Genomic DNA, 21,433 nt, shown 5'->3' on the forward strand with positions numbered 1-21,433 from the left:
CAGCGAAATTGATTTCGTAAAATATACGGAGTGTATTGAAACCTCTGTGCAGAGAAATTGGTATACACAAAAGGATATTTTAGATCAACTTTCGGGGAACTGGCATATTTTGGTATATGGAAATTATGAAGCGGTGATGCCTGTTCATATGTATAGAAAACTGGGGATAAACTTTGTTCATATGCCTCTTTTTTGTCAGCAATTTGGTGTTTTTTCGAAAACTGATAATCCGCAAATCAATGATCAGTTTCTCTATTTTCTAAAGAAGAACTATGCGGTTTTCTTTTATTTGTTTAATCAGGATAATAATTTTTCTGTTGAGCTTGAAAAAAGAAAAAACTATGTGATATCAACTTGTGATTATACCGTATTAAAGAAAAAATATTTTAAAGGAAGAAAATCTGCAGTGAAATCTTCCCAACATCTTGTTTATAAGGAAATAGAACTGGATGATCAGAGTCTTTTATTTTTCAAAAATAATTTTAAAGGCCTGGAAAAGCAATCCGATTGGGACAAACTTAAAGCTTACTTATCATTTCTATCAAAAACAAAATCACTTCAACTTTGTGGAGCTTTTTTCAATGATTCATTAATTAATTTAGCCGTTTTAATTGTTGATAAACACCAATTGTTATTATTAAGTTTAATTAATGACGAAAATTATAAAGCTGAGAACGGCGCTTCTTTTTTAATTGACAGAATCTTAAACTTATATATTCACGAGAAATCTTTTAACTTTATGGGGAGTAATATCCGGGGGATTGAAATTTTTTTTAAAAGTTTCGGTGCAGAGCTTCGTGAATATTATTTTTTAGAAAATAAATTTCTTAAAAGATTTTCTTAATCAGCTTGTTATTTAGATTAATTCTAAATATTATTGTAACTTTATAGATCATTATAATATTAATATTTCAACTATGCTAAAGCAGATCCGTCATTATAAACTCCCTTATATTATTTACAATTTTTTTAACAGAAAAAAGTTAGAACATAATATTCCTTTGTACAAAAAATACGGAATCAATAAAAATTATTTCTCCAGTATTTCCAGTGCAGATTTTGCTCATCTTCCTGCTTCAGAAAGAACTATTGCGAATGAAAAACTGACTGATACTCCTTTTTTTAAAGAACTATCTGCAGAAAATAAGGAAAGTGCATTGCAGTATGATGATAACGGATATATGATTTTGAGGAATTTCATTACTACAGATGAAGCCGATCAAATTAACAGTGAAATTGAAAAACTGATGGAAAATGGGACGCTGAAATTTATTTACGGCGGAAAACTAATGTTTGCCATCCATCATTCCGAAATTATTAAAAATATCGGCAGTGATAAAAATCTGACTGAGTTTTTGTCTGTTCTTTTAGACGGCCAGGCTAAACTTTTTCAGAGCATCAATTTTATTAATGGCAGCCAGCAGAAGACGCATTCCGACAGTATTCATATGACGACTTACCCGCTGGGAGGTCTGCTGGGCGTGTGGATTGCCCTGGAAGATGTGGATGAAACCAACGGAGCTCTGCATTACATCCCCAAAAGCCATAAACTTCCGTATTTTCTGAATTCAGACTATGAAAATGAAGGCGACTCCATAAGAATCGGGAAGAAGAGTTACCGTGCTTATGAAGAATTTTTGGAGAATAAAGTGAAAGAATTAGGTTTGAAAAAAGAAATTTTTAAAGCAAAAAAAGGAGACATGTTGATATGGCATGCAAATATTCTTCACGGTGGCGAACCTCATACGGATAAAAACAGAACAAGAAAAAGCCTTGTATATCATTTTTTTGACGAAAACAGTGTCTGTTATCATGAAGTGACACAAAGACCGGCTCTTTTTGAATTATAAAAGATTATGGATCTTGAACGTAGATTTAGGCTAATTTTTTCCCAGTTATTATTTGGTTTTTTGTCTTAATAAACAGAATGATGATCGGTTTTTATCTTATCATGATCCTCTCTCACATCTATATTCAGAATTCTAAGACCGATATATTCAAAAACTCTTTAGAAGCCGGAAAATAATTAGTAATTTTGCGGTCTAAAATTATGGCTAGTTTTTCAGGATATCTACCGTATGCTTTTGCATTGATTATCGCAATTCCTTTCTTGGTTTTGCTGAGACAATTTGTACACTCCTATATTACTCTAAAAAATCAGGAGATCAAGCTGCTTTCTGTAAAATCCAATTCAGAAAATAAGGCGCATTCCTATGAAAGGATGACTCTTTTTTTAGAAAGGATGAAGCCTTCAAATATCATTCAGAGATTTGATAAAGATCTTGCTGCCCACGAGTTTATCTTTCTTACGGAGAAAACCATCAATGATGAATTCGAATATAATTCCTCACAGCAGCTGTACCTTACAAAAGGATCGTGGAAAAACATTGTGGACTCCAAAAATGCCCTGATAGATTTACTTCATAAAACCTATGACGGTCTGAACGGAAATACAAATCTGGAAGAATTCAAAACCATATTCCTGATGAACTATATGGAGGGTGATGATTATATCGCAGCCACAATAGAAGACCTTAGAAGAGAAATTTTAATTATAACTTAAAAAAATAACAGATAAATAATGATTCCAAATTTTAAAGCACATCCATGGCACGGGGTTTCTGCAGGAGAAGATGCGCCAAATGTTGTCAACGTATTCGTGGAAATCGTTCCTTCAGATACTATTAAATATGAAGTAGATAAAGAAACAGGATTTTTAAAGGTAGACAGACCTCAGAAATTTTCTAATATTATTCCCGCTTTATACGGTTTTGTTCCCAGAACATATTGTCATGACGAAGTAATGAAACTGGCTATCGAAGCCGGAGCTGATGATGTAACGGAAGGAGATCATGATCCGCTTGATATCTGTGTACTAAGTTCTCACAATATTCATTCAGGAGGATTATTAATGGAAGCTATTCCAATCGGTGGATTCAAAATGATTGATGGTGGCGAGGCAGATGATAAGATTGTTGCCGTAATGATTGGAGACCACGCTTTTGGACATTTCAGAGATATTTCTGAACTTCCTGAAGCAGAAGTGAAGAGATTGATGCATTACTTCTTAACGTATAAGAACTTACCGGATGAGCCTGCAAAATGTAGAATTCATGAGGTATACGGAGCTGAGCACGCTAAAAAAGTGATCAGAGCTTCTCAAAAAGATTACGCAGAAAAATTCGGAGGCTAAAAAGCATTCCAAAATTATAAAAAAAGCAGGTGAATTTTCATCTGCTTTTTTTCGTTGATAGCACTATTTTACTTTCAGCAGTGAAATAAGGAATACAGGAAAACTTAAATAAATTAATCTTTTCATCAGATATCATGTACTTATGATGTCCTGTAAATTGACGGAAAAAACATATTAAAAGATATGGTTTAATAAAGCATAGGAATTTTTATTATATTTATAAAACTAATTACTATTTATTAATATAAAAATAATAAACTATGGATTTGTTCTATTTAATTCCGGTTTTTGGTGTTGTCGCCCTGTTGTATACTTTTCTTCAGAGTAATTGGGTAAGTAAGCAGAATGCCGGAAATGAAAAAATGAAAACAATCAGCGGACATATCGCTGACGGTGCCATGGCCTTTCTAAAGGCTGAGTACAAGATTTTAACTTATTTCGTAGTGGTGGTAGCCATTCTACTGGCCGTAATGGGGCTCAGTAATTCCAATTCTCACTGGAGCATAGGTATTGCTTTTGCCGTTGGAGCTGTATTTTCTGCCCTCGCTGGATTTATCGGAATGAAAATCGCCACCAAAGCCAATGTGAGAACCGCAGAAGCAGCCAAAACCTCACTTTCCAAAGCTTTAAAGGTTTCCTTCACAGGAGGCTCTGTAATGGGAATGGGAGTTGCCGGACTGGCAGTTCTTGGCTTAGGAGCCCTTTTTCTGATTATCAAGCAGATTTTTGCTCCCGATGCTACTGTAGACTCTCATGAAATGGAAAGAACCATTGAAATTCTTACAGGATTTTCTTTGGGGGCAGAATCCATTGCTCTTTTTGCAAGAGTGGGCGGAGGTATTTATACGAAAGCCGCCGATGTGGGAGCCGACCTGGTAGGAAAAGTAGAAGCAGGAATTCCTGAAGACGATCCCAGAAACCCCGCTACCATTGCTGATAACGTAGGAGATAACGTAGGAGATGTTGCAGGAATGGGAGCCGATTTATTTGGTTCGTATGTGGCAACCGTCCTGGCTACGATGGTTTTAGGCAGAGAAACAATGTCCGATGATTCTTTCGGAGGATTTGCACCTATTCTCCTTCCGATGCTGATTGCAGGAACAGGGATTATTTTCTCCATGCTGGGAACCCTTTTTGTAAGAATCAATGATAATGAAGGTTCATCTACTTCCAGTGTGCAAAATGCCCTGAATTTAGGAAACTGGGGAAGTATTGTAATTACAGCCATCTCCTCTTACTTTTTGGTGACTTATCTTCTGCCTGAAAAAATGGTGCTCAGAGGTCACGAATTTACCAAAATGGGCGTTTTCGGAGCAATCATGGTGGGACTTGTCGTAGGAACTTTAATGAGTATTATTACAGAATATTATACGGCGATGGGTAAAAGGCCAGTTTCAAGTATTGTAAGACAGTCTTCTACAGGACATGCCACGAATATTATCGGTGGTCTTGCGGTAGGAATGGAATCTACCTTACTTCCGATTATTGTTTTGGCAGGAGGGATCTATGGATCTTATCTATGTGCCGGACTTTACGGTGTGGCTATTGCGGCTGCAGGAATGATGGCTACTACGGCTATGCAGCTTGCTATCGATGCATTCGGGCCTATTGCAGATAACGCGGGAGGAATTGCTGAAATGAGCGAACTTCCCAAAGAAGTCAGAGAAAAAACAGATATTCTTGATGCTGTAGGAAATACCACAGCTGCTACAGGAAAAGGATTTGCCATTGCCTCTGCAGCATTGACTGCTCTGGCTCTATTTGCCGCTTTTGTAGGAATTGCAGGAATCGACGGAATTGATATTTACAGAGCAGACGTTCTCGCAGGATTATTTGTAGGAGGAATGATTCCTTTCATATTCTCTTCACTGGCCATTACGGCAGTGGGACAGGCAGCTATGGCAATGGTAGAGGAAGTAAGAAGACAGTTCCGCGAGATTCCGGGGATTCTGGAAGGGAAAGCTCAGCCCGAATATGAAAAATGCGTAGCCATTTCCACAGATGCTTCCATCAAAAAAATGATCCTTCCCGGAGCTATTACCATTATTTCACCGCTTTTAATCGGTTTTATTTTTGGGCCTGAAGTTCTAGGAGGATTCCTGGCTGGAGCTACCGTATGCGGAGTTTTGATGGGAATGTTTCAGAATAATGCCGGAGGTGCCTGGGATAATGCTAAAAAATCATTTGAAAAAGGAGTTGATATCAATGGCCAAACGTATTATAAAGGTTCAGAGCCACATAAAGCTTCGGTAACCGGTGACACGGTGGGAGATCCTTTTAAAGATACATCAGGACCGTCAATGAACATCCTTATTAAACTGATGTCTATCGTTTCATTAGTTATTGCCCCAACTTTGGCCGTATTGCATAAAGATAAAATTGAAGCCAACAGAAAGGCTAAACTTGAAACTCTGACAAAAGCTTCCCACGGAAGTTCAGCAACAGTGCATACAGATCTTCAGACAGCTTCTGTTTCTCCAAAAGAAATTAAAGGTCATCTGAATGAAAATGGAGATTTTGTGTATGAAACAGGAAATATTCAGGAAATAAAACTGAAAGGAGGAAAAACCATCACATTAGGAGAAGGAAGCAGACTGTTTCAATTATATAATGCAGTGGAACAGAAAGACCAGAAAGCAATGGATCCCAATAACTGGTATACGGTCGAAAATCTTTATTTCGAAACAGGGTCCAGTGATCTGAAAGCAGGATCGGAAGTACAGCTAAATAATCTGGCTGAAATTCTAAATGCCTATCCCGATTTGAAAATAAAACTGGGAGGCTATACAGATAATACAGGAAATGAAGAAAGCAATCAGAAGCTATCCAATCTGAGAGCTCAGACCGCAAAACTTAAACTTCTGGAATTAGGAATTTCCGGTGACAGAGTAGAAGCGGAAGGCTACGGATCTCAGCATCCGGTTTGTGAAGCCAATGATACCGATGAATGTAAAGCCAAAAACAGAAGAATTGATGTAAGAGTTCTTGCTCTTTAAAATCATTCATATATATTGAAAGCACCGCCATCGCGGTGCTTTTTTATGAAACAGTACAGAAACAGTACAATTATAATTTTAAAATGTACCGAGGCATAAAACCTATCGAAGTAATATCCAATTTTGTATTACTTTAATAAACGAAGTGGCTTTGTCTATCTTTAAGACACTCAATAAGGTGAAAAATTCTTTGTCTATCTTTGCGATACATCATAATTTTAAGATGTACCGGGCATAAAACCTATCGAAGTAATATCCAATTTTGTATTACTTTAATAAACGAAGTGGCTTTGTTTATCTTTAAGACACTCAATAAGGTAAAAAATTCTTTGTTTATCTTTGCGATAAATATTAGGTTGCTAGTAATCATTTGTTTGTGTTAAGCAGCTCAGGCCAATTATTATTTTTATGCTGAAAACACGGCAAAGTACAGTCTAAAGATTTCTCTGAAGATGTTCCAGGGCCTGAATAATTATTTCATCTTTTTTAGCAAAACTGAACCGGATATAATCTGAGTTCTTCCGTGAATTATAAAAAGCGGAAAGCGGAAGACATGCTGTTTTTTTCTCTACGGTTAACCACTTCGCAAACTCTACATCCGTCATTGTTTTGGAAATATTTCTGAAATTGACAATTTGAAAAACACTTCCTTCGGCTTTTTTTATAGCTTCCAAAGGAGTAGACGCTATCATTTCATTGAAGATATCCCTTTTCCGCTGCATGACCAACCGGTTTTCCGAAGAGTCAAATACTTCCAGATATTTGGCTAAAGCATATTGGGCAGGAGCATTGGCACTGTAGGAAATATATTGCTGATGGCATCTGAATTTGGCCGTCAGATCTTCAGAAGCAAGCATGTAACTGACTTTCCATCCGGAGGTATGAAACATTTTTCCAAATGAAAAAATACAGAATGTTCTGTTTTTCAGTTCAGGATGCAGAAAAGAACTGTAATGCTCAACGCCGTCATAGCAATAGGTATCATAAATTTCTTCGGAAATAAGATAAATTTCCTGGTCCTTTATCAATTCATACAACTGATTCCAGTCGTCTTTTTTCCAGATGGTTCCGGTAGGATTTTGCGGAGAATTCACAATAATGGCCTTTGTCTTTTCAGAAATGCATTTTTGAAAAATCTCCCAGTCAATGGTAAAATTATCATCAAGATCATAATAAACAGGAATACCTCCGTTGAGCACAACAGACGGTCCATACGTATAATAAGAAGGCTGGATAATAATCACTTCATCTCCCTGATTTAAAACTGATCTGAGGGCAGTATATAAAGCAAAGGTTGCACATGGAATGACTGTAACTTCATTCATCTTCAGAGAAATGCTGTGAAATCTTCCCGCATTGAATGCAATGATATTCTCAATCAGTAATGGATTGCCCGCAAGAGGCTCGTAATGATGGGTATCATGATCTGCGGCTTCTTTTAAAAATGCAGTTAGTCTTTCATCAATATCAAAATCCGGAAGTCCCAGGGAAAGATCAAAACTATTGTGCTTTACAGCGAGTTCAGACATTTCCGTGAAAAAGGAATAATGGGTAAATCCATAAATATTTTCCATCTATATATTGCATTAATTCAAATATAATAAAAAATGCAGTTCATTACAGATTAAATAAAATTTGTTATTTTTAAGCAAATTATTATCACATGAAAAAAGTACTTCTTCCGCTGTTGGGACTGGCTTTAGCAGTCAGCTGTGGGACGACAAAATCTTCAGAAGCGGCCTCGGCTCAGTCCTCATCTGTAGCAAAAGGCGATAAAGCATTTCTATCTGCATACAAGATGATTAAAGCAGATGAATTAAAGAAAAACTTATACGTTATTGCATCCGATGAAATGGGTGGCAGAGATACCGGAAGCCCGGGCCAGAAAAAAGCAGGGGAATATATCGTTAATTACTATAAAGCTTTGGGAATAAGCTCTCCTAAGGCATTAGGATCCTATTATCAGAAGGTTCCTGCTGAATTTATGAAAAAAAGAGGCGGTGGAAATCTCCCGGATTCTGAAAACATTCTGGCTTTTATTGAAGGAAGCGAAAAACCTGAAGAAATTGTAGTAATTTCCGCTCATTACGATCACGTAGGAACTAAAAACGGAGTCGTTTATAACGGAGCCGATGATGATGGAAGCGGTACGGTAGCCGTTATGCAGATTGCAAAAGCATTTCAGGAAGCTAAAAAAGCCGGAAAAGGGCCTAAAAGATCCATTCTGTTCCTTCATGTGACAGGAGAGGAGCATGGTCTTTTCGGTTCTGAATACTACACCAGCAACCCTGTATTTCCACTGGCGAACACGGTAGTAGACCTTAATATTGACATGATTGGAAGGGACGATCAGGAGAACAGAGGAAAGCAGTATGTCTATGTGATAGGCTCTGAAATGCTGAGCTCTGAACTTAAAGTGATTAACGAAGCTGCCAATAAGAGATCCAATAATTTAGAATTAAACTATAAATATGATGATCCGGGAGATCCACAACAGCTTTACTATCGTTCCGATCATTATAATTTTGCTAAAAACAATGTTCCGGTAGCCTTTTTCTTTGACGGAATTCATGAAGATTATCACAAACCGACCGATGATCCCGAAAAAATTGATTATCCGCTGCTTGAGAAAAGAACCCAGCTTGTATTTACTACAGCTTGGGACATTGCCAACCGACCTGCAAGAATTGTAGTAGATAAAAAATAATTTTTTGGCTCAAAGCAAAGACGTAAAAAGTTTAGAATATGATAAAAAACGCGTCTTTGCTTTGACCAATTTATAATTTTCAAATTAAAATGTATCCCGCAGGAATTTATGTTGTAAAATCTCCTGAAACCAAATAATTAAATTGAACTTTGAATAAATATGCTGATTCGTGAAGCCATAGCGGAAGATATTCCGCAAATTCAAACCGTGAGAAATTCTGTGAAAGAAAATACCCTCTCAGATCCCGGATTGGTCACTAATGCCGACTGTGAAGAGTTTTTATTCAAACGTGGAAAAGGATGGGTTTGTGAAATAGATACCCGGATTGTGGGATTCTCTATCGTGGATCTTGAAGATAATAATGTTTGGGCTCTTTTTTTACATCCTGATTTTGAAAATAAGGGAATCGGAAGAAAACTTCATGACATCATGCTGGACTGGTATTTTGAGCAAACCCAAAAAGATCTCTGGCTGGGTGCATCTCCGGGTACAAGAGCGGAGATATTCTACAGAAAATCCGGCTGGCAGGAGAATGGGATGCATGGAGATGAAATCAGGTTTGAAATGAATTATAATAACTGGAAAACAAAAAGAAAATGAAACAGGGAGTAAAATCTATAAGACCTTTCATCGGAGCTGAAAATTTTGAACTAAGCAGAAGGTTCTACAGAGACCTCGGCTTTGACGAAGTGATTCTTGAACCTAAATTATCCCTCTTTAAAAGACAGGAGACAGGGTTTTATCTTCAGGACTATTATGCCAAAGACTGGGTAGACAATACCATGATCTTTATGGAAGTAGAGAATACGGATGAATTCTGGAAAGAGCTTTTGTCTTTGAATCTTATTGAAAAATATGAAAAAGTGAGACTGACACCGATAAGAACAATGGAGTGGGGAAAGGAATGTTTTGTACATGATCCGTCCGGGATTTTGTGGCATTTCGGGGAATTTTTTTAAGAAAGAAAGATGATTTACGCTTTTGATACGTATTATTACGAAGACTATGCGAATACGGTATGTATTGCATTTGAAGACTGGATTTCTGAAAATGAATCCAAAATTTATATTGAAAAAACAGACATCACCTCCGGATACGAGAGTGGTGCATTCTATAAACGGGAATTACCCTGTATTCTCAGCCTGCTGAAGAAAATTGAACTGAAACATGGAGATCTTATCATCGTAGACGGTTATGTGAGCCTTGATAATGAAGGGAAAATTGGTCTTGGAGGCTATCTGTATGAAGCTTTAGATCAGAAATATCCAATTATAGGCATTGCAAAGAATGAATTTGCATCGCCGGACTCACAACGAAGAACCGTTTTAAGAGGAGAAAGCAAAACACCGCTGTTTCTGACTGCAAAAGGAGCCGATGTGGATGAAATACTTCCTGAAGTTATTCGGATGTCCGGTTCTTACCGGATACCGGCTTTGCTGAAAAAGCTGGATCAATTGTCCAGAGCCTGATTATTTTCTAATTTCTTTTAGCCAAATTATTGTAGTTGTCAGATTTATAGCAGATTAGTTCAATCTGCTTTTTTGTTACTAGCATTATTCTTGGAAAAGTGACAAATGTCATGCGCATGTTATTTTTATTGATTCTAAATAAATATAAATTTGTCTCAAGAAAAATAAGCAATCCATGAAGAAACTTTTTACTTTTTCAGCTGTGGTATTCTATATGATGATGAATGCGCAGTACTGTACTCCGGCTTTTCAATATGGAGCAGACAGTAATATGATCACCAACGTGAGTCTGGGAAGTATCAACAATGCATCGCCTTCTCAGTCGGGAAGTACGCAGGCTTATGAGAATTTCACCACATTATCCACGGATGTTCAAGCCGGAAACACCTATCAGATATCCGTAAAAGGACCTTCCAGTACGTTTCCAAGTGATGTGGTTGTTTATATTGATTTTAACAGAAATAACAGTTTTGATGATGCAGGCGAGAGCTTCTATATCGGAAGACTTGGAGCGGCCAACCCTTTCAATGCATTAACGATAACAAAGGATATTTCAATTCCGGCTAATGTAACGGCTGGGGTGACAAGAATGAGAGTGCTTAAAAACACAAATACGGCAGCCTATTCCAATCCCAATGCACCCAATTCTATCAGTACATCCTGTGATACGGGACTGAGAGCAGGACAAACAGAGGATTATGCACTGAATATACTGGCAGCGAATCTGTCAACATCTGAAGTGGTAAAGAAATCTTCTGTGAAAATATCACCCAATCCAACTTCCGGAACTGTCAATATAAAAATGGAAGAAGCTCTTGAAAGCTATGAGATTTACAGCCTGTCAGGTCAGAAACTTGATGAAGGAAAATCGGCTCCTGTGCAGATGGAAAGCTTATCACCCGGAACTTATCTTATTAAAATTTATACCAGAGATAAAAAAACAGTGACAGAAAAAATCATAAAAAAGTAGAAACACTTATCTAATCATATCCATATCAATTTTTGTTTTTTAACCGGCAGAGCCTATCTGCCGGTTTTGTTTTGTATAAGATATTTTATAAAGGCTTCGAATTCAGTATTTCCAGTAAATCATTTTTGGAAAATTTCTGAATCCCCGATCCATCCGTCTGAAGCAGATTTTGAGCGAGCTCATTTTTCTTTTTCTGAAGACTTAAAATTTTATCTTCTACTGTATTCGAGCAGATCAGACGTACGGCAATGACATTTTTGGTTTGTCCGATACGGTAACTTCTGTCGATTGCCTGGTTTTCTGCAGCAGGATTCCACCACGGATCCACCAGATAAATATAATCCGCTTCTGTAAGGTTTAAACCTACACCTCCGGCTTTTAAACTGATCAGAAATACACGGACTTCATCGTTTTCCTGGAAATTATTAACAGCTTTACCCCGGTTTTTGGTTTGTCCCGTAAGATATTCGAAAGGAATGTTTTTATGCTCAAGTTCTGCTTTAAGTAAGTCCAGCATCTCTACAAACTGTGAGAAGACAAGGATTTTGTGGTCTTTGGATTTACTTTCAATTTGTTCCATCAACAAATCTATTTTTACGGCATGCTCCCCTGAATAACCTTCTTTTAAAAGTACGGGAGAATTACAGATCTGTCTCAGTCGCGTAAGCCCGGTGAGAACATGCATGCTGTTTTTATTGAGATCATCATCGTCATTAGCGGCAATAAATTCACGGAGCTCCTTTTCATAAGCGTCATAAATCTTGCGCTGTTCGGTATTCATTTCACAATAAATCACCATTTCCGTTTTTTCCGGAAGCTCTTTGGCCACCTGCTTTTTGGTTCTGCGGAGAATAAACGGCCTTATTTTTTGCTGAAGCTCCTGAGTTCTTGTACCGTATTCAAATTTATCAATAGGAACAGCGTAAATATCTTTAAAATACTGTTTGCTTCCTAAAAGTCCCGGACAGGCAAAAGAAAGCTGGCTGTAAAGATCAAATGTATTGTTTTCAATAGGAGTTCCGGTAAGAACCATTCTGTTTCTCGATTGTAGTAGGCGGGCAGCTTTATATCTTTCGGAATTTGGATTTTTAATAGTCTGGGACTCATCCAGAAAAACATAATTGAACCGGAAGTTTTTCAGAAACCGGATATCGGAAAGCAGCATTCCGTAGCTGGTGAGAACTACTTCATACTCAGACATGTGTTCTGAAGCTTTCTGTCTGTCTGCCCCATAATGAGTAAGCACTTTTAGAGAAGGAGCAAATTTAAGGATCTCTTCCTGCCAGTTGAAGAGCAGGGAAGTAGGAACCACAACAAGGTTCGTGGTTGGTCCGTTTTTTTCCCTTTGAGAAAGAATGAATGTGATTACTTGTAAGGTTTTCCCCAATCCCATATCATCTGCCAGACATCCACCGAAATTGAATCCGTCAAGAAAGCTCATCCAGTTCAGTCCATCATGCTGGTAGTCTCTCAAAACAGCATTGAGTTCTTCAGGAATCTTTACTTTGGGAATTTCTTTTACAGATGAGAACTGAAGGGAATACGAATTGAGTTCTTCCTGTATTTCATCGCTTAAAACCTCTTTTTCAAATAGAGAAGAGACCTCGGTAAAATGAATCTTAGGAATTTTAAGATCCTCAGCATCAACTTCTCCGATACGGAAGAATTCACTCATTCTGGTCATCCATTCCTCTGGGAGAACACCCAATGTACCATCGTCCAGCTGTACAAATTTACTTCTGTTGCGTATGGCGCGATGGAGCTGTTTTAAAGCGGCTTCTTTCTGGCCAAAACTGACCTTTAATTTGGCGTTGAACCAGTCCATTCCGCTGGTTATCTGAATATTGATATTCGCTTTGTACGAGTTGATTTTGTTGTTTTTAAGTTCGTTGAAACCCAATATAAGAACGCCTTCGTTTCTCCAGATTTCAAAGGCCTGAAGAAACCAGTCCTGGTCCAGAAATTTATCTTTATGCAGATAAAAATAATCATAGCCATCCATCTGTTCTTCAAAATCAGGATGCTGTTTCATGATGAGAGAAGTAAAACGGGCTTCTTCAGCATCATTTCTATCAATTTTAAAGACATTTCCGTTTTGATCGGTCCCGAAAAGCTGCTTTCTGGAGTAGACAGGAATTTCAGACTGACCATATATCATCACGGGAGTTACCGCAATATAATTTCCCTGTTGACGGAGATAAATAATCTTTTCATTCTGATCATTTTTCTCTTCAAGCTGTGCTGGAGTTGCCTGTAATATATAGCTGTAATTTATGTGAATACGCTGTTCAAGCGATGCAAGTATATTTTGCATAAACGCTTCGTATTTTGAAGCATGAATAAGCAGAATTTCATTATTTGCTTTAAAAAATTTGATGATTCTCAACATATCCGGATCATCCACAAAGCTAAATGTATTCCTATTATACACGAAGTATTCATTCCGGATGATTACATTTTTGAAAGGTATGGAAATATCATTAAATTCAAGCTCGCCCGTCACTTCATAGAACGGCTCTTTTTTGAATACGTTAAGCTGTATTTCTGCCTGTAAAATATCAAGATGTACGGGAACAAGAGACTTTGCAGATACGGTTTCCGAAAGTTCACGGTCATGATAATAAGTATCAAGTCTGAGTGGATTCTGTGCGATAAGCCTGAGAGCTTCCAGTTCTGCCGTATTGTACTCTTCATTATAATTGTTCTGAAAAGCGGAAACAGCCGTGTAAAACTTAATATGCACCGGCTCTTCGGCTTTCCAGATGAACTGCATGGCATCTACAGAATTCACCGGATTTTTAATTTTTCCGGTCTGCGTAGTTTCTGCTTCCATCAGAGAGAAATTCAGATGGCTGTAATACCGGTGTCTGCCGATAACCAGAATTTTTTTCTTCCCGTTTTCCTGTGAAGCCAGTTCATGAACTACTGAAGAACGTTGAGGCAGAAGATTTTGTTTAAGAACATCCTCATCTATCGGTAACATTTCTTTGATCTTTGGCTGGGCCTCTGCTTTATCTTCGGTATAACTCAGTTCGAAATAAACATCCAGATCAGGTTCATTTTCCAAGCCATAGCTTTTGGCTTTCTCCATAAAGAGTTTCTTCCGGAGAAACGGATCGAAAAAGGTTCTGAATTTTTTTTCCTCCACAATGGAATGGATGATTTCAGCCTGATGTTCACAAAGTTGATCTTTAGGGTTGCTGCACGTGCAGGTACTCACGATGGAGCTGCCGATCTGGTTTACAGAAACAGACGGATACTGCTGTAACGGAGATTTTTTTGTAAAAATACCGTGGTCTTTTTCAATGGCAGTGGGGACAATTTCATGAAAATTTCTGATCTCCAGAAATGCGCTGCCGGAGGTATGCTTCAGAAGATCATACACCGATAGTGTGCTGATGCTGGTATTTTCAAGAATATATGCTGCCATAAACACGCGAATTTACAAAAAAGATAACAAGTTGAAGATGACGTGAAAAAGTACTGCAAATAGTGATTTATTGAAAACAGAAAGAGCATTTTATGCTTTGAATACCAATATAAAAAGACAATTGTATTTTATCATACGATTAATAGAAATTTTATCGTTATTATTGTACAACAATTAAATTCATGAGAAAAACAAAATGAATTTGAAAAAAATATAATTTTTTTTTAATGACAAGCAAAATCATAGGAGTCGGCAACTATATTCCGCCGGAAACCATTACTAATTTATTTTTTGACCAACATCATTTTATTAACAAAAACGGAGAGTCATTAAAGGAAGCGAATGATATTATTGCCCAAAAGCTAAAGGAAATTACCGGAATTGAAGAAAGAAGGTATGCATCTGAGCATCAGGTAACCTCGGATCTTGGGCTGATAGCGGCACAAAGAGCAATAGAGAACTCAAAAATAGATCCTGAAACGCTGGATTACATCATATTTGCCCATAATTTTGGAGATGTTCGTTTTGGTACTGTTCAGTCCGACAGCGTTCCGAGTCTGGCTTCAAGGGTAAAACATCTGCTAAAGATTAAAAATAATTTCTGTGTGGCGTATGATGTACTGTTTGGATGTCCCGGCTGGATCGAAGGAGTGATACAGGCCAATGCTTTCATCAGAGCCGGAATTGCAAAAAGATGCCTGGTTATTGGTGCGGAAACATTGTCGAGAGTAGTGGATATTCACGATAGAGACAGTATGATTTATGCTGACGGAGCAGGAGCAGCTGTTCTGGAAATCAGTGATGATAACAGTGGAATACAGTCTCACTTATCTGCATCATATACTTTAAATGAAAAGGATTATCTTTTCTTTGGTAAATCGTACAACAATGACGGTTGTCCTGATACGCGGTACATCAAAATGGATGGCCGCAAGATCTATGAATTTGCCCTGGTGAATGTAGCAGATGCCATGAAAAAGTGTCTGGATGCAAGTGGGTATTCTATAGACCAGCTCGATAAAATCATTATCCATCAGGCGAACGAAAAAATGGATGAGGCTATTGTAAAACGTTTCTATCAGCTCTATGATGTTCCGATGCCGGAAAATATTATGCCTATGGTTATCTGTAAACTGGGGAACAGCAGTGTAGCTACTATTCCGTCTCTGCTTACCATGATTCTTAACGGTGAGCTCCCTTCCCATGAGATAAAAGAAGGACAGATCGTGCTGTTCGCATCTGTAGGAGCAGGGATGAATATCAATGCATTTGTTTATAAGTTTTAAGAGGTTGAAGAAAAGATTGACGATTATATAGTCGAATTTTTTCATCATTAACATAAAAAGGCCCGGACTGATTGTCCGGGCCTTTGTTTTTTTTAAATTCCATTCTTTAATCAAAATTATTGAAGATTGGCAGCAACCCCATTTCTCTTTACCTGATATAAGAAAGGGGCCTGGATAAACTGCTTATCCTGTTTTAGTTTATAATTGGAACCTTCAAAATAGGCTTTAGCTTCAGAATCGTTGTACCCCTTATATTTCAGCCAGGCAACGGTAATTCCGGCAAATTCATTCTTAGGAACTTCCATCGTTGGGCTGAAGTGGGTTCCTGTAGTAGCCGTTGCAGACCATACAGGAATATGCTGGGTCTGAGGTCCGTACCATACCTGTGGAACAAATGCAGGCACAATATAATCCAGGGCGCTGGTTAAAATAAAGGTAGGAGCTTTTACGGTAACGCCTAATGCCAGTGGGCTTGGCTGTATCGGCAGTGAACCGACCACTTTTAGTTCAGGATCAATAAGATGCAATGCACTTTCGGGAAAACTGGCTGCCCAGAATGAAGCGCCTCCTCCCGCTGAATGCCCGGATACAATCATTTTAGATAAATCAATTTTTCCGTAAAGAGGAGACTGGCTGTCCTTATTCAGTTTTGCTGCGTGAATTGCTGCAAAAACATGCATAGCCGGCGTTACATTCACAAAATTAGATGAAACAATTACTACAAAACCATGACTGGCCCATAATTTAGCCATATCATAGTAATTTCCGTCATTGGAAGTGAAGCCGCCTACAAAATTGACAACAGGCAACTTACTTAGATTCTGAATGTTTTCCGGATAATAAACAGACATATTGATAGGAAGGCCGTTGTTTCCGTAAGGGAAATTGTTAGTGCATTTAAATGAATTATCCAGAACATTAATTGATTTCAGTACATCTGTAATGATTCCTCCGATATTTTCACATTTTCCGACCATAGCGGTGGTTGTTACCTGATATGGGCCCGTTGTGGCATACTGCTCATTGGCTATGCCTGTTGCAGGAAATAATACAGATTTTGAAGCATTCTGGCTTTCTGCCATTATAGGGTTGTTGGGTGGGCTATCCAGCATTTCGTCATTGTTTTGACAGGATAGTAAGCATAATGATGCTACCAGTACAGGAATAATGATTTTTTTCATAAGTTTAATTGTTTTATAATGATATTGTTAGGTAAAGCTGGATGTTTTTGTCTTTTTTATCCATTACCTAGTGATTGGTTGAAGCAAATAAAATGCATTCTGAAATGTTTTGCATGGGCCAGTTTTTGATTTTATATGAATACAGTTTTTTTATTGACTCCTGTATCTATATAAAAAAGGCTCAGATTTATGATCTGAGCCTTCACTTTTGGAAAAGAGTAAAATGGGTTATTATTTTACCGTGTATAAATAGACATTTGTTGTTTTTTTTATTTTAAAAGCGATATTACTGAAGATTATCGGCTACCTGATTTCTCACCACTCTGTAAGGATGAATACCCTGAAGGAACTGTGAATCGTTTTTAAGCTTATAATTAGGTCCTACAAAGTAAGCTTTAGCGTCTGTATCGTTATATCCTGTATATTTCAACCATGCAACACTTATTCCTGCAAATTCATTCTTAGAAATTTCCATAGTGGGACTGAAGTGGGTAGCCGTAGTAGCCGTAGCCGCCCAGGCAGGAGACTGGTTGATAAGATGACTCTGATGCAGCTTTGTATACCACGGCATAACAACGATATCGAACCTGCCGGTTAAAATAAGAGTAGGTGCCTTTACCGTAAAACTAACGGCTGCAGGTCCGGGTTCTATAGGAAGAGAGCCCACTACTTTTAAATCCGGGTCAATCAGTTTCATAGCACTTTCGGGAATACTGGACGTGAGAAGGGAAGCTCCTCCTCCTGCTGAATGCCCGGCAATAATCATTTTAGACATATCAACTTTTCCGTACAGCGGAGATTGAGTATCCTTATTCATTTTTGAAGCTTTGAAAGCACCAAGAATATGCATTTCCGGCATTGAATTGATGAAATCCGAAGAAACCACCACTACAAATCCATGACTGGCCCACAGTTTAAGCATTTGTGCATAATTTCCCTCGTTGGAAAGTATACCGCCTACGAAATTAACGACCGGAAGTTTGCCGGGAATACTTGCAATATTGGAAGGATAGTATACGGATGTGGTAATGGGAAAGCCATTTCCGTAAGGCAGATTATTAGTACATTGAATAGTATTGTCCAGTATATTAATAGATTGCAGGATATCTATTACTATTCCTCCCAAACCTCCGCATTCTCCAAGAACAGCATCGGTGCTTACTTCATAAGGCCCCATTTTTCCATATTGCTCATTGGCAATACCTACAGCAGGGAAGAAATTAGATTTTGAAGCCATCTGTTCTGCAGTTGAAGTTCTGCTGTCCGGGACTACTTCCAGTGTTTCGTCATTATTCTGACATGATAGAACTGACAGGGATACTGCCAATACGGAAAGAATCATTTTTTTCATAAATTTAGTTTTTAAATGGTTCTAAAGCATTTTTCATTTATTGGTGATTTATTGCCAAAGAAACTACTTTTACTTATTTTTTATATGATCCAGTTTTGTATTTTTTTTAAAAACAGGAAATAAATAAATTAATTTTTTTTTGAAGGTCTAAAAACCGGAATACTTATCCGTTTAGTGCTTATTACAGAAGCTCTGAAAGTAGTACTGGGACTGTGTTTTTCTTCAAACACTAATCATTTTTCATTACCTGTTAATTTTTGTTCAATCTTTTTTGTTCAAAACTGGATCAGATTAAATTTTAAAACTGGCCTACCAAAAAGAGACTAAAATATTTTTTCTTTGACAGTCATAATTATTTGATTAAAGGTCAATTATATGTCGTTGCAATTCCTGATGTACTGTTCCAATAGCCTGATTTACCTGTAAAAAGTAAGCTTAACGGAGTAATCATGTTTTCATCTGAATAACGATGCTTGTGGCATTGTCGTAATTTCATTGTAAAGCGGCAATAATAAAAAGAGATTTTAATTAAACAGCTTATTTTAAAATGTTACGACCTTGGAATCTTGATCTGGAAATTGATGAAAAATATTCTCATCTACCCATTTATAAGCAGATTGTTGAAACCATTATTGATGCAGTATACTCCGGAAAACTGAAAAAAGGAAATGTTCTTCCCGGAACCAGAAAACTGGCAGATATGCTGCAAGTCAACAGAAATACAGTAATTGAAGCTTATAACCAACTGGAGTATCAGGGGTGGGTAACTTCCAAGCAAAGAACAGGAACCTTTGTTTCTTATAATCTTCCGAGCCAGGAAACAGGGCAAATGTTTACTGAAAGTCTCAAAAATACTTCTCTTATTAATAAAATTGTATTCGATCAGGGGCTTCCGGATACCAATTTCTCTCCTATGGAAGATATTATCCGGGAATACAAAGTGGTTCTGAAAAAAATACAGAAACAGAAATTGTACACTTTTACAGATTCGGCCGGATATAAAAAACTCAGAGTGATATTATCTCAAATGCTGAATCATCAAAGAGGAATTATTGGAGACGAAAATAATATATGCATTACAAGAGGCAGCCAGATGGCTTTGTTTCTCGTTTCTCAGTGCTTGTTGAAAACGGGTGACTGTGTTATTGTAGAACATCCCGGCTACAGGCTTGCGTGGGATGCATTTGGATATGCCGGAGCAACCGTTTTGTATGCGGAGGTAGATTCGGACGGAATTATCATTTCAGATGTCAAAAAATACATAGAAATGGGAATGAAGATAAAAGCGGTTTATGTATCTCCCAATTCCCAGTTTCCTACTACAGCTATACTAAGTGAGGCAAGACGCAAAGAACTCGTTGAGTTATCCAATGCCCACAATTTTTATGTGATAGAAGATGATTACTGTATTGATCTCAACTATACCGGAAACAGACTTTTGCCGCTTTGCAGCGATGAAAGATTAAAGAATTATGTATATGTGGGTACCTTCAGCAGATCTGTAAGCCCGTTTTTAAAGATAGGGTATGTGGCAAGCAGCCATATATTCATTAAAAAGCTGGTTGCTCTCAGAAGGATTATAGACATTAACGGGGATCCGATTATGGAGCGGGCCTTGTTTAATTTAATGAAAGACGGCATTTACACCAAACATGTAAAGAAATCTGTACAGCATTATAAAAATAAAAGAGATTTTCTGGATGGGCTTTTAAATAAATACCTCAAAGGGAAAATTACCTATGTAAAACCCCAGCTGGGGCTTGGGTATTGGATTATACCCTTGAAACCGATGCTGAATGACTTTGAAATATTTTTAAAAGATGAACTGATAAGCAGGGGAATCCGGTCAATTATCGGTTATGATTATTATAAGAACGAAGGGGAAGGTTTTCTGATCAGTTTTGGGTCTGTATCCGAAGCGAACCTGGAAGAAGCGATAAAAATATTGGCGGATTATTTTTAAATCTGTCTCATATCTTCACAGAAACATTTTTTATTAACAATTTATATTTAACAACGAAGGAAGCTGAACACTCAGTTTCCTTTTTTAAATGGATATTTGTAAAAAGATAAAAGCTACTTTTTGTAGAGCTTTTTCCATTTCGTAATAGTATTTCTGCTAAGCTTGAAATGGGCAGCCAGCTGGCTGTTGTTTAAATTATTAACGAGCTGGTATTCCAGAATCTTTACAATGGCATCTTCATTATAAGATTTGTGTTTCTGATTAAAAGCTTCAGTTTCCTTACAGTTGGTATTGAATATAAGATCATTGAGTGAAAGGATATCAAGTGTGGATAAATTCTCTTTTTTAAGAATCAACAGACACTCTTTATGATGATGTAATCCTTTTTTTAGGAGGATATCTGTATAGAGTCTCCTATAATCCGGTATGTTGTTTGTCATCTGTTACAAATTTTTTATAGTTATGAATTATCATATTTGCTGAGCCATTTATAAAGGGTGGTTTTGGGAATTTTGTACTCCTCCATCACCTGTTTTTTAGTTTTTTCACCCGTTTGAATGAGGTCCAGAATATAATCTATAATTTCTTTTGTGTAAATGTTCTTCCGAAATTGGGGAAGTGTGGTTCCGGTTTGTATTTGTTTGGTAGGAGGAGAATACAGGATGAGGTGCTGAGAATAGATCCTGAAGAAGTCGTATTCTAATAATTTGCACCATTTCAGAAGTAGATCTGTATCTAAAGACTTTGAGGTATATACTTGCTGGATTTCGGCTTCAGTCTGTTTAAAAAAGCTACAGATACGGCCGGTTTGTATTCCGGATTCCTCCATTCTCCGCTTAATTAATGAACCCATGTGTATATTTTTTGATTCAAAAATCATTGATATT

General features: G+C 37.4%; 18 protein-coding genes. 12 read left to right on the top strand and 6 right to left on the bottom strand.

Going from position 1 to position 21,433, the window contains the following annotated elements; translation table 11 throughout:
- Positions 1-181 precede the first annotated feature (181 nt).
- The 5 genes from ACM46_RS15840 to ACM46_RS15860 all read left to right on the top strand — a co-directional run bounded on the left by ACM46_RS15840 (position 182) and on the right by ACM46_RS15860 (position 6,189).
- Positions 182-844, top strand: a complete 663-nt coding sequence (locus tag ACM46_RS15840) for a hypothetical protein (protein ID WP_173426493.1) — start codon at positions 182-184, stop codon at positions 842-844.
- A 73-nt stretch (positions 845-917) separates the two neighbouring features.
- Positions 918-1,850 carry a phytanoyl-CoA dioxygenase family protein gene (locus tag ACM46_RS15845; RefSeq protein WP_048507658.1) on the top strand — a complete coding sequence of 311 codons (933 nt, stop codon included), beginning with the start codon at positions 918-920 and terminating at the stop codon, positions 1,848-1,850.
- A 200-nt stretch (positions 1,851-2,050) separates the two neighbouring features.
- Entirely contained in the window at positions 2,051-2,563 is a 513-nt protein-coding gene (locus ACM46_RS15850) for a DUF7935 family protein (RefSeq protein WP_048507659.1), read from the top strand.
- An 18-nt stretch (positions 2,564-2,581) separates the two neighbouring features.
- Positions 2,582-3,193, top strand: a complete 612-nt coding sequence (locus tag ACM46_RS15855) for an inorganic pyrophosphatase (protein ID WP_048507660.1) — start codon at positions 2,582-2,584, stop codon at positions 3,191-3,193.
- A 260-nt stretch (positions 3,194-3,453) separates the two neighbouring features.
- Entirely contained in the window at positions 3,454-6,189 is a 2,736-nt protein-coding gene (locus ACM46_RS15860; protein WP_048507661.1) for a sodium-translocating pyrophosphatase, read from the top strand.
- Between the two features lie 434 nt (positions 6,190-6,623).
- Here the strand turns inward: ACM46_RS15860 and ACM46_RS15865 are convergent, their stop codons facing one another.
- Entirely contained in the window at positions 6,624-7,763 is a 1,140-nt protein-coding gene (locus tag ACM46_RS15865; RefSeq protein ID WP_048507662.1) for an aminotransferase class I/II-fold pyridoxal phosphate-dependent enzyme, read from the bottom strand.
- Between the two features lie 89 nt (positions 7,764-7,852).
- Between ACM46_RS15865 and ACM46_RS15870 the strand changes: the two genes are divergently transcribed.
- The 5 genes from ACM46_RS15870 (at position 7,853) to ACM46_RS15890 (ending at position 11,335) form a co-directional block, all read left to right on the top strand.
- Entirely contained in the window at positions 7,853-8,896 is a 1,044-nt protein-coding gene (locus tag ACM46_RS15870) for a M28 family metallopeptidase (RefSeq protein WP_048507663.1), read from the top strand.
- 159 nt (positions 8,897-9,055) lie between these two features.
- Complete coding sequence (locus ACM46_RS15875; RefSeq protein ID WP_048507664.1) at positions 9,056-9,496, top strand: GNAT family N-acetyltransferase; 441 nt, start codon at positions 9,056-9,058, stop codon at positions 9,494-9,496.
- The gene (locus ACM46_RS15880; protein WP_048507665.1) at positions 9,493-9,855 is read left to right on the top strand and encodes a VOC family protein; all 363 of its coding nucleotides are present in this window, start codon (positions 9,493-9,495) and stop codon (positions 9,853-9,855) included. The genes ACM46_RS15875 and ACM46_RS15880 overlap by 4 nt, the downstream gene beginning before the upstream one ends.
- A gap of 9 nt (positions 9,856-9,864) precedes the next feature.
- Positions 9,865-10,365, top strand: a complete 501-nt coding sequence (locus tag ACM46_RS15885; RefSeq protein ID WP_048507666.1) for an endonuclease V — start codon at positions 9,865-9,867, stop codon at positions 10,363-10,365.
- Between the two features lie 175 nt (positions 10,366-10,540).
- Positions 10,541-11,335 carry a T9SS type A sorting domain-containing protein gene (locus tag ACM46_RS15890; protein WP_048507667.1) on the top strand — a complete coding sequence of 265 codons (795 nt, stop codon included), beginning with the start codon at positions 10,541-10,543 and terminating at the stop codon, positions 11,333-11,335.
- Positions 11,336-11,420: 85 nt separating this feature from the next.
- Here ACM46_RS15890 and ACM46_RS15895 read toward each other — a convergent pair whose 3' ends face one another.
- Positions 11,421-14,765, bottom strand: a complete 3,345-nt coding sequence (locus ACM46_RS15895; RefSeq protein ID WP_048507668.1) for a DEAD/DEAH box helicase — start codon at positions 14,763-14,765, stop codon at positions 11,421-11,423.
- Positions 14,766-14,992: 227 nt separating this feature from the next.
- On the opposite strand from ACM46_RS15895, the gene ACM46_RS15900 reads away from it, so the two are divergent.
- On the top strand, positions 14,993-16,051 hold the full coding sequence (locus ACM46_RS15900) for a 3-oxoacyl-ACP synthase III family protein (RefSeq protein ID WP_048507669.1): 1,059 nt from the start codon (positions 14,993-14,995) through the stop codon (positions 16,049-16,051).
- A 116-nt stretch (positions 16,052-16,167) separates the two neighbouring features.
- Here ACM46_RS15900 and ACM46_RS15905 read toward each other — a convergent pair whose 3' ends face one another.
- A complete protein-coding gene (locus ACM46_RS15905) occupies positions 16,168-17,232 on the bottom strand; it encodes a fimbrillin family protein (RefSeq protein ID WP_053082711.1) in 1,065 nt (354 codons plus the stop codon).
- A gap of 286 nt (positions 17,233-17,518) precedes the next feature.
- Positions 17,519-18,583 carry a poly(ethylene terephthalate) hydrolase family protein gene (locus tag ACM46_RS15910; RefSeq protein WP_053082712.1) on the bottom strand — a complete coding sequence of 355 codons (1,065 nt, stop codon included), beginning with the start codon at positions 18,581-18,583 and terminating at the stop codon, positions 17,519-17,521.
- Between the two features lie 547 nt (positions 18,584-19,130).
- On the opposite strand from ACM46_RS15910, the gene ACM46_RS15915 reads away from it, so the two are divergent.
- On the top strand, positions 19,131-20,546 hold the full coding sequence (locus ACM46_RS15915; protein WP_048507670.1) for an aminotransferase-like domain-containing protein: 1,416 nt from the start codon (positions 19,131-19,133) through the stop codon (positions 20,544-20,546).
- Positions 20,547-20,659: 113 nt separating this feature from the next.
- Here ACM46_RS15915 and ACM46_RS15920 read toward each other — a convergent pair whose 3' ends face one another.
- Positions 20,660-20,986, bottom strand: coding sequence for a transposase (locus ACM46_RS15920; protein ID WP_048507671.1), 327 nt, complete (start codon positions 20,984-20,986; stop codon positions 20,660-20,662).
- A gap of 20 nt (positions 20,987-21,006) precedes the next feature.
- Entirely contained in the window at positions 21,007-21,399 is a 393-nt protein-coding gene (locus tag ACM46_RS15925; RefSeq protein ID WP_241486032.1) for a helix-turn-helix domain-containing protein, read from the bottom strand.
- Positions 21,400-21,433: the final 34 nt, after the last annotated feature.

This window comes from Chryseobacterium angstadtii (genome assembly GCF_001045465.1).
Lineage (GTDB): Bacteria > Bacteroidota > Bacteroidia > Flavobacteriales > Weeksellaceae > Chryseobacterium > Chryseobacterium angstadtii.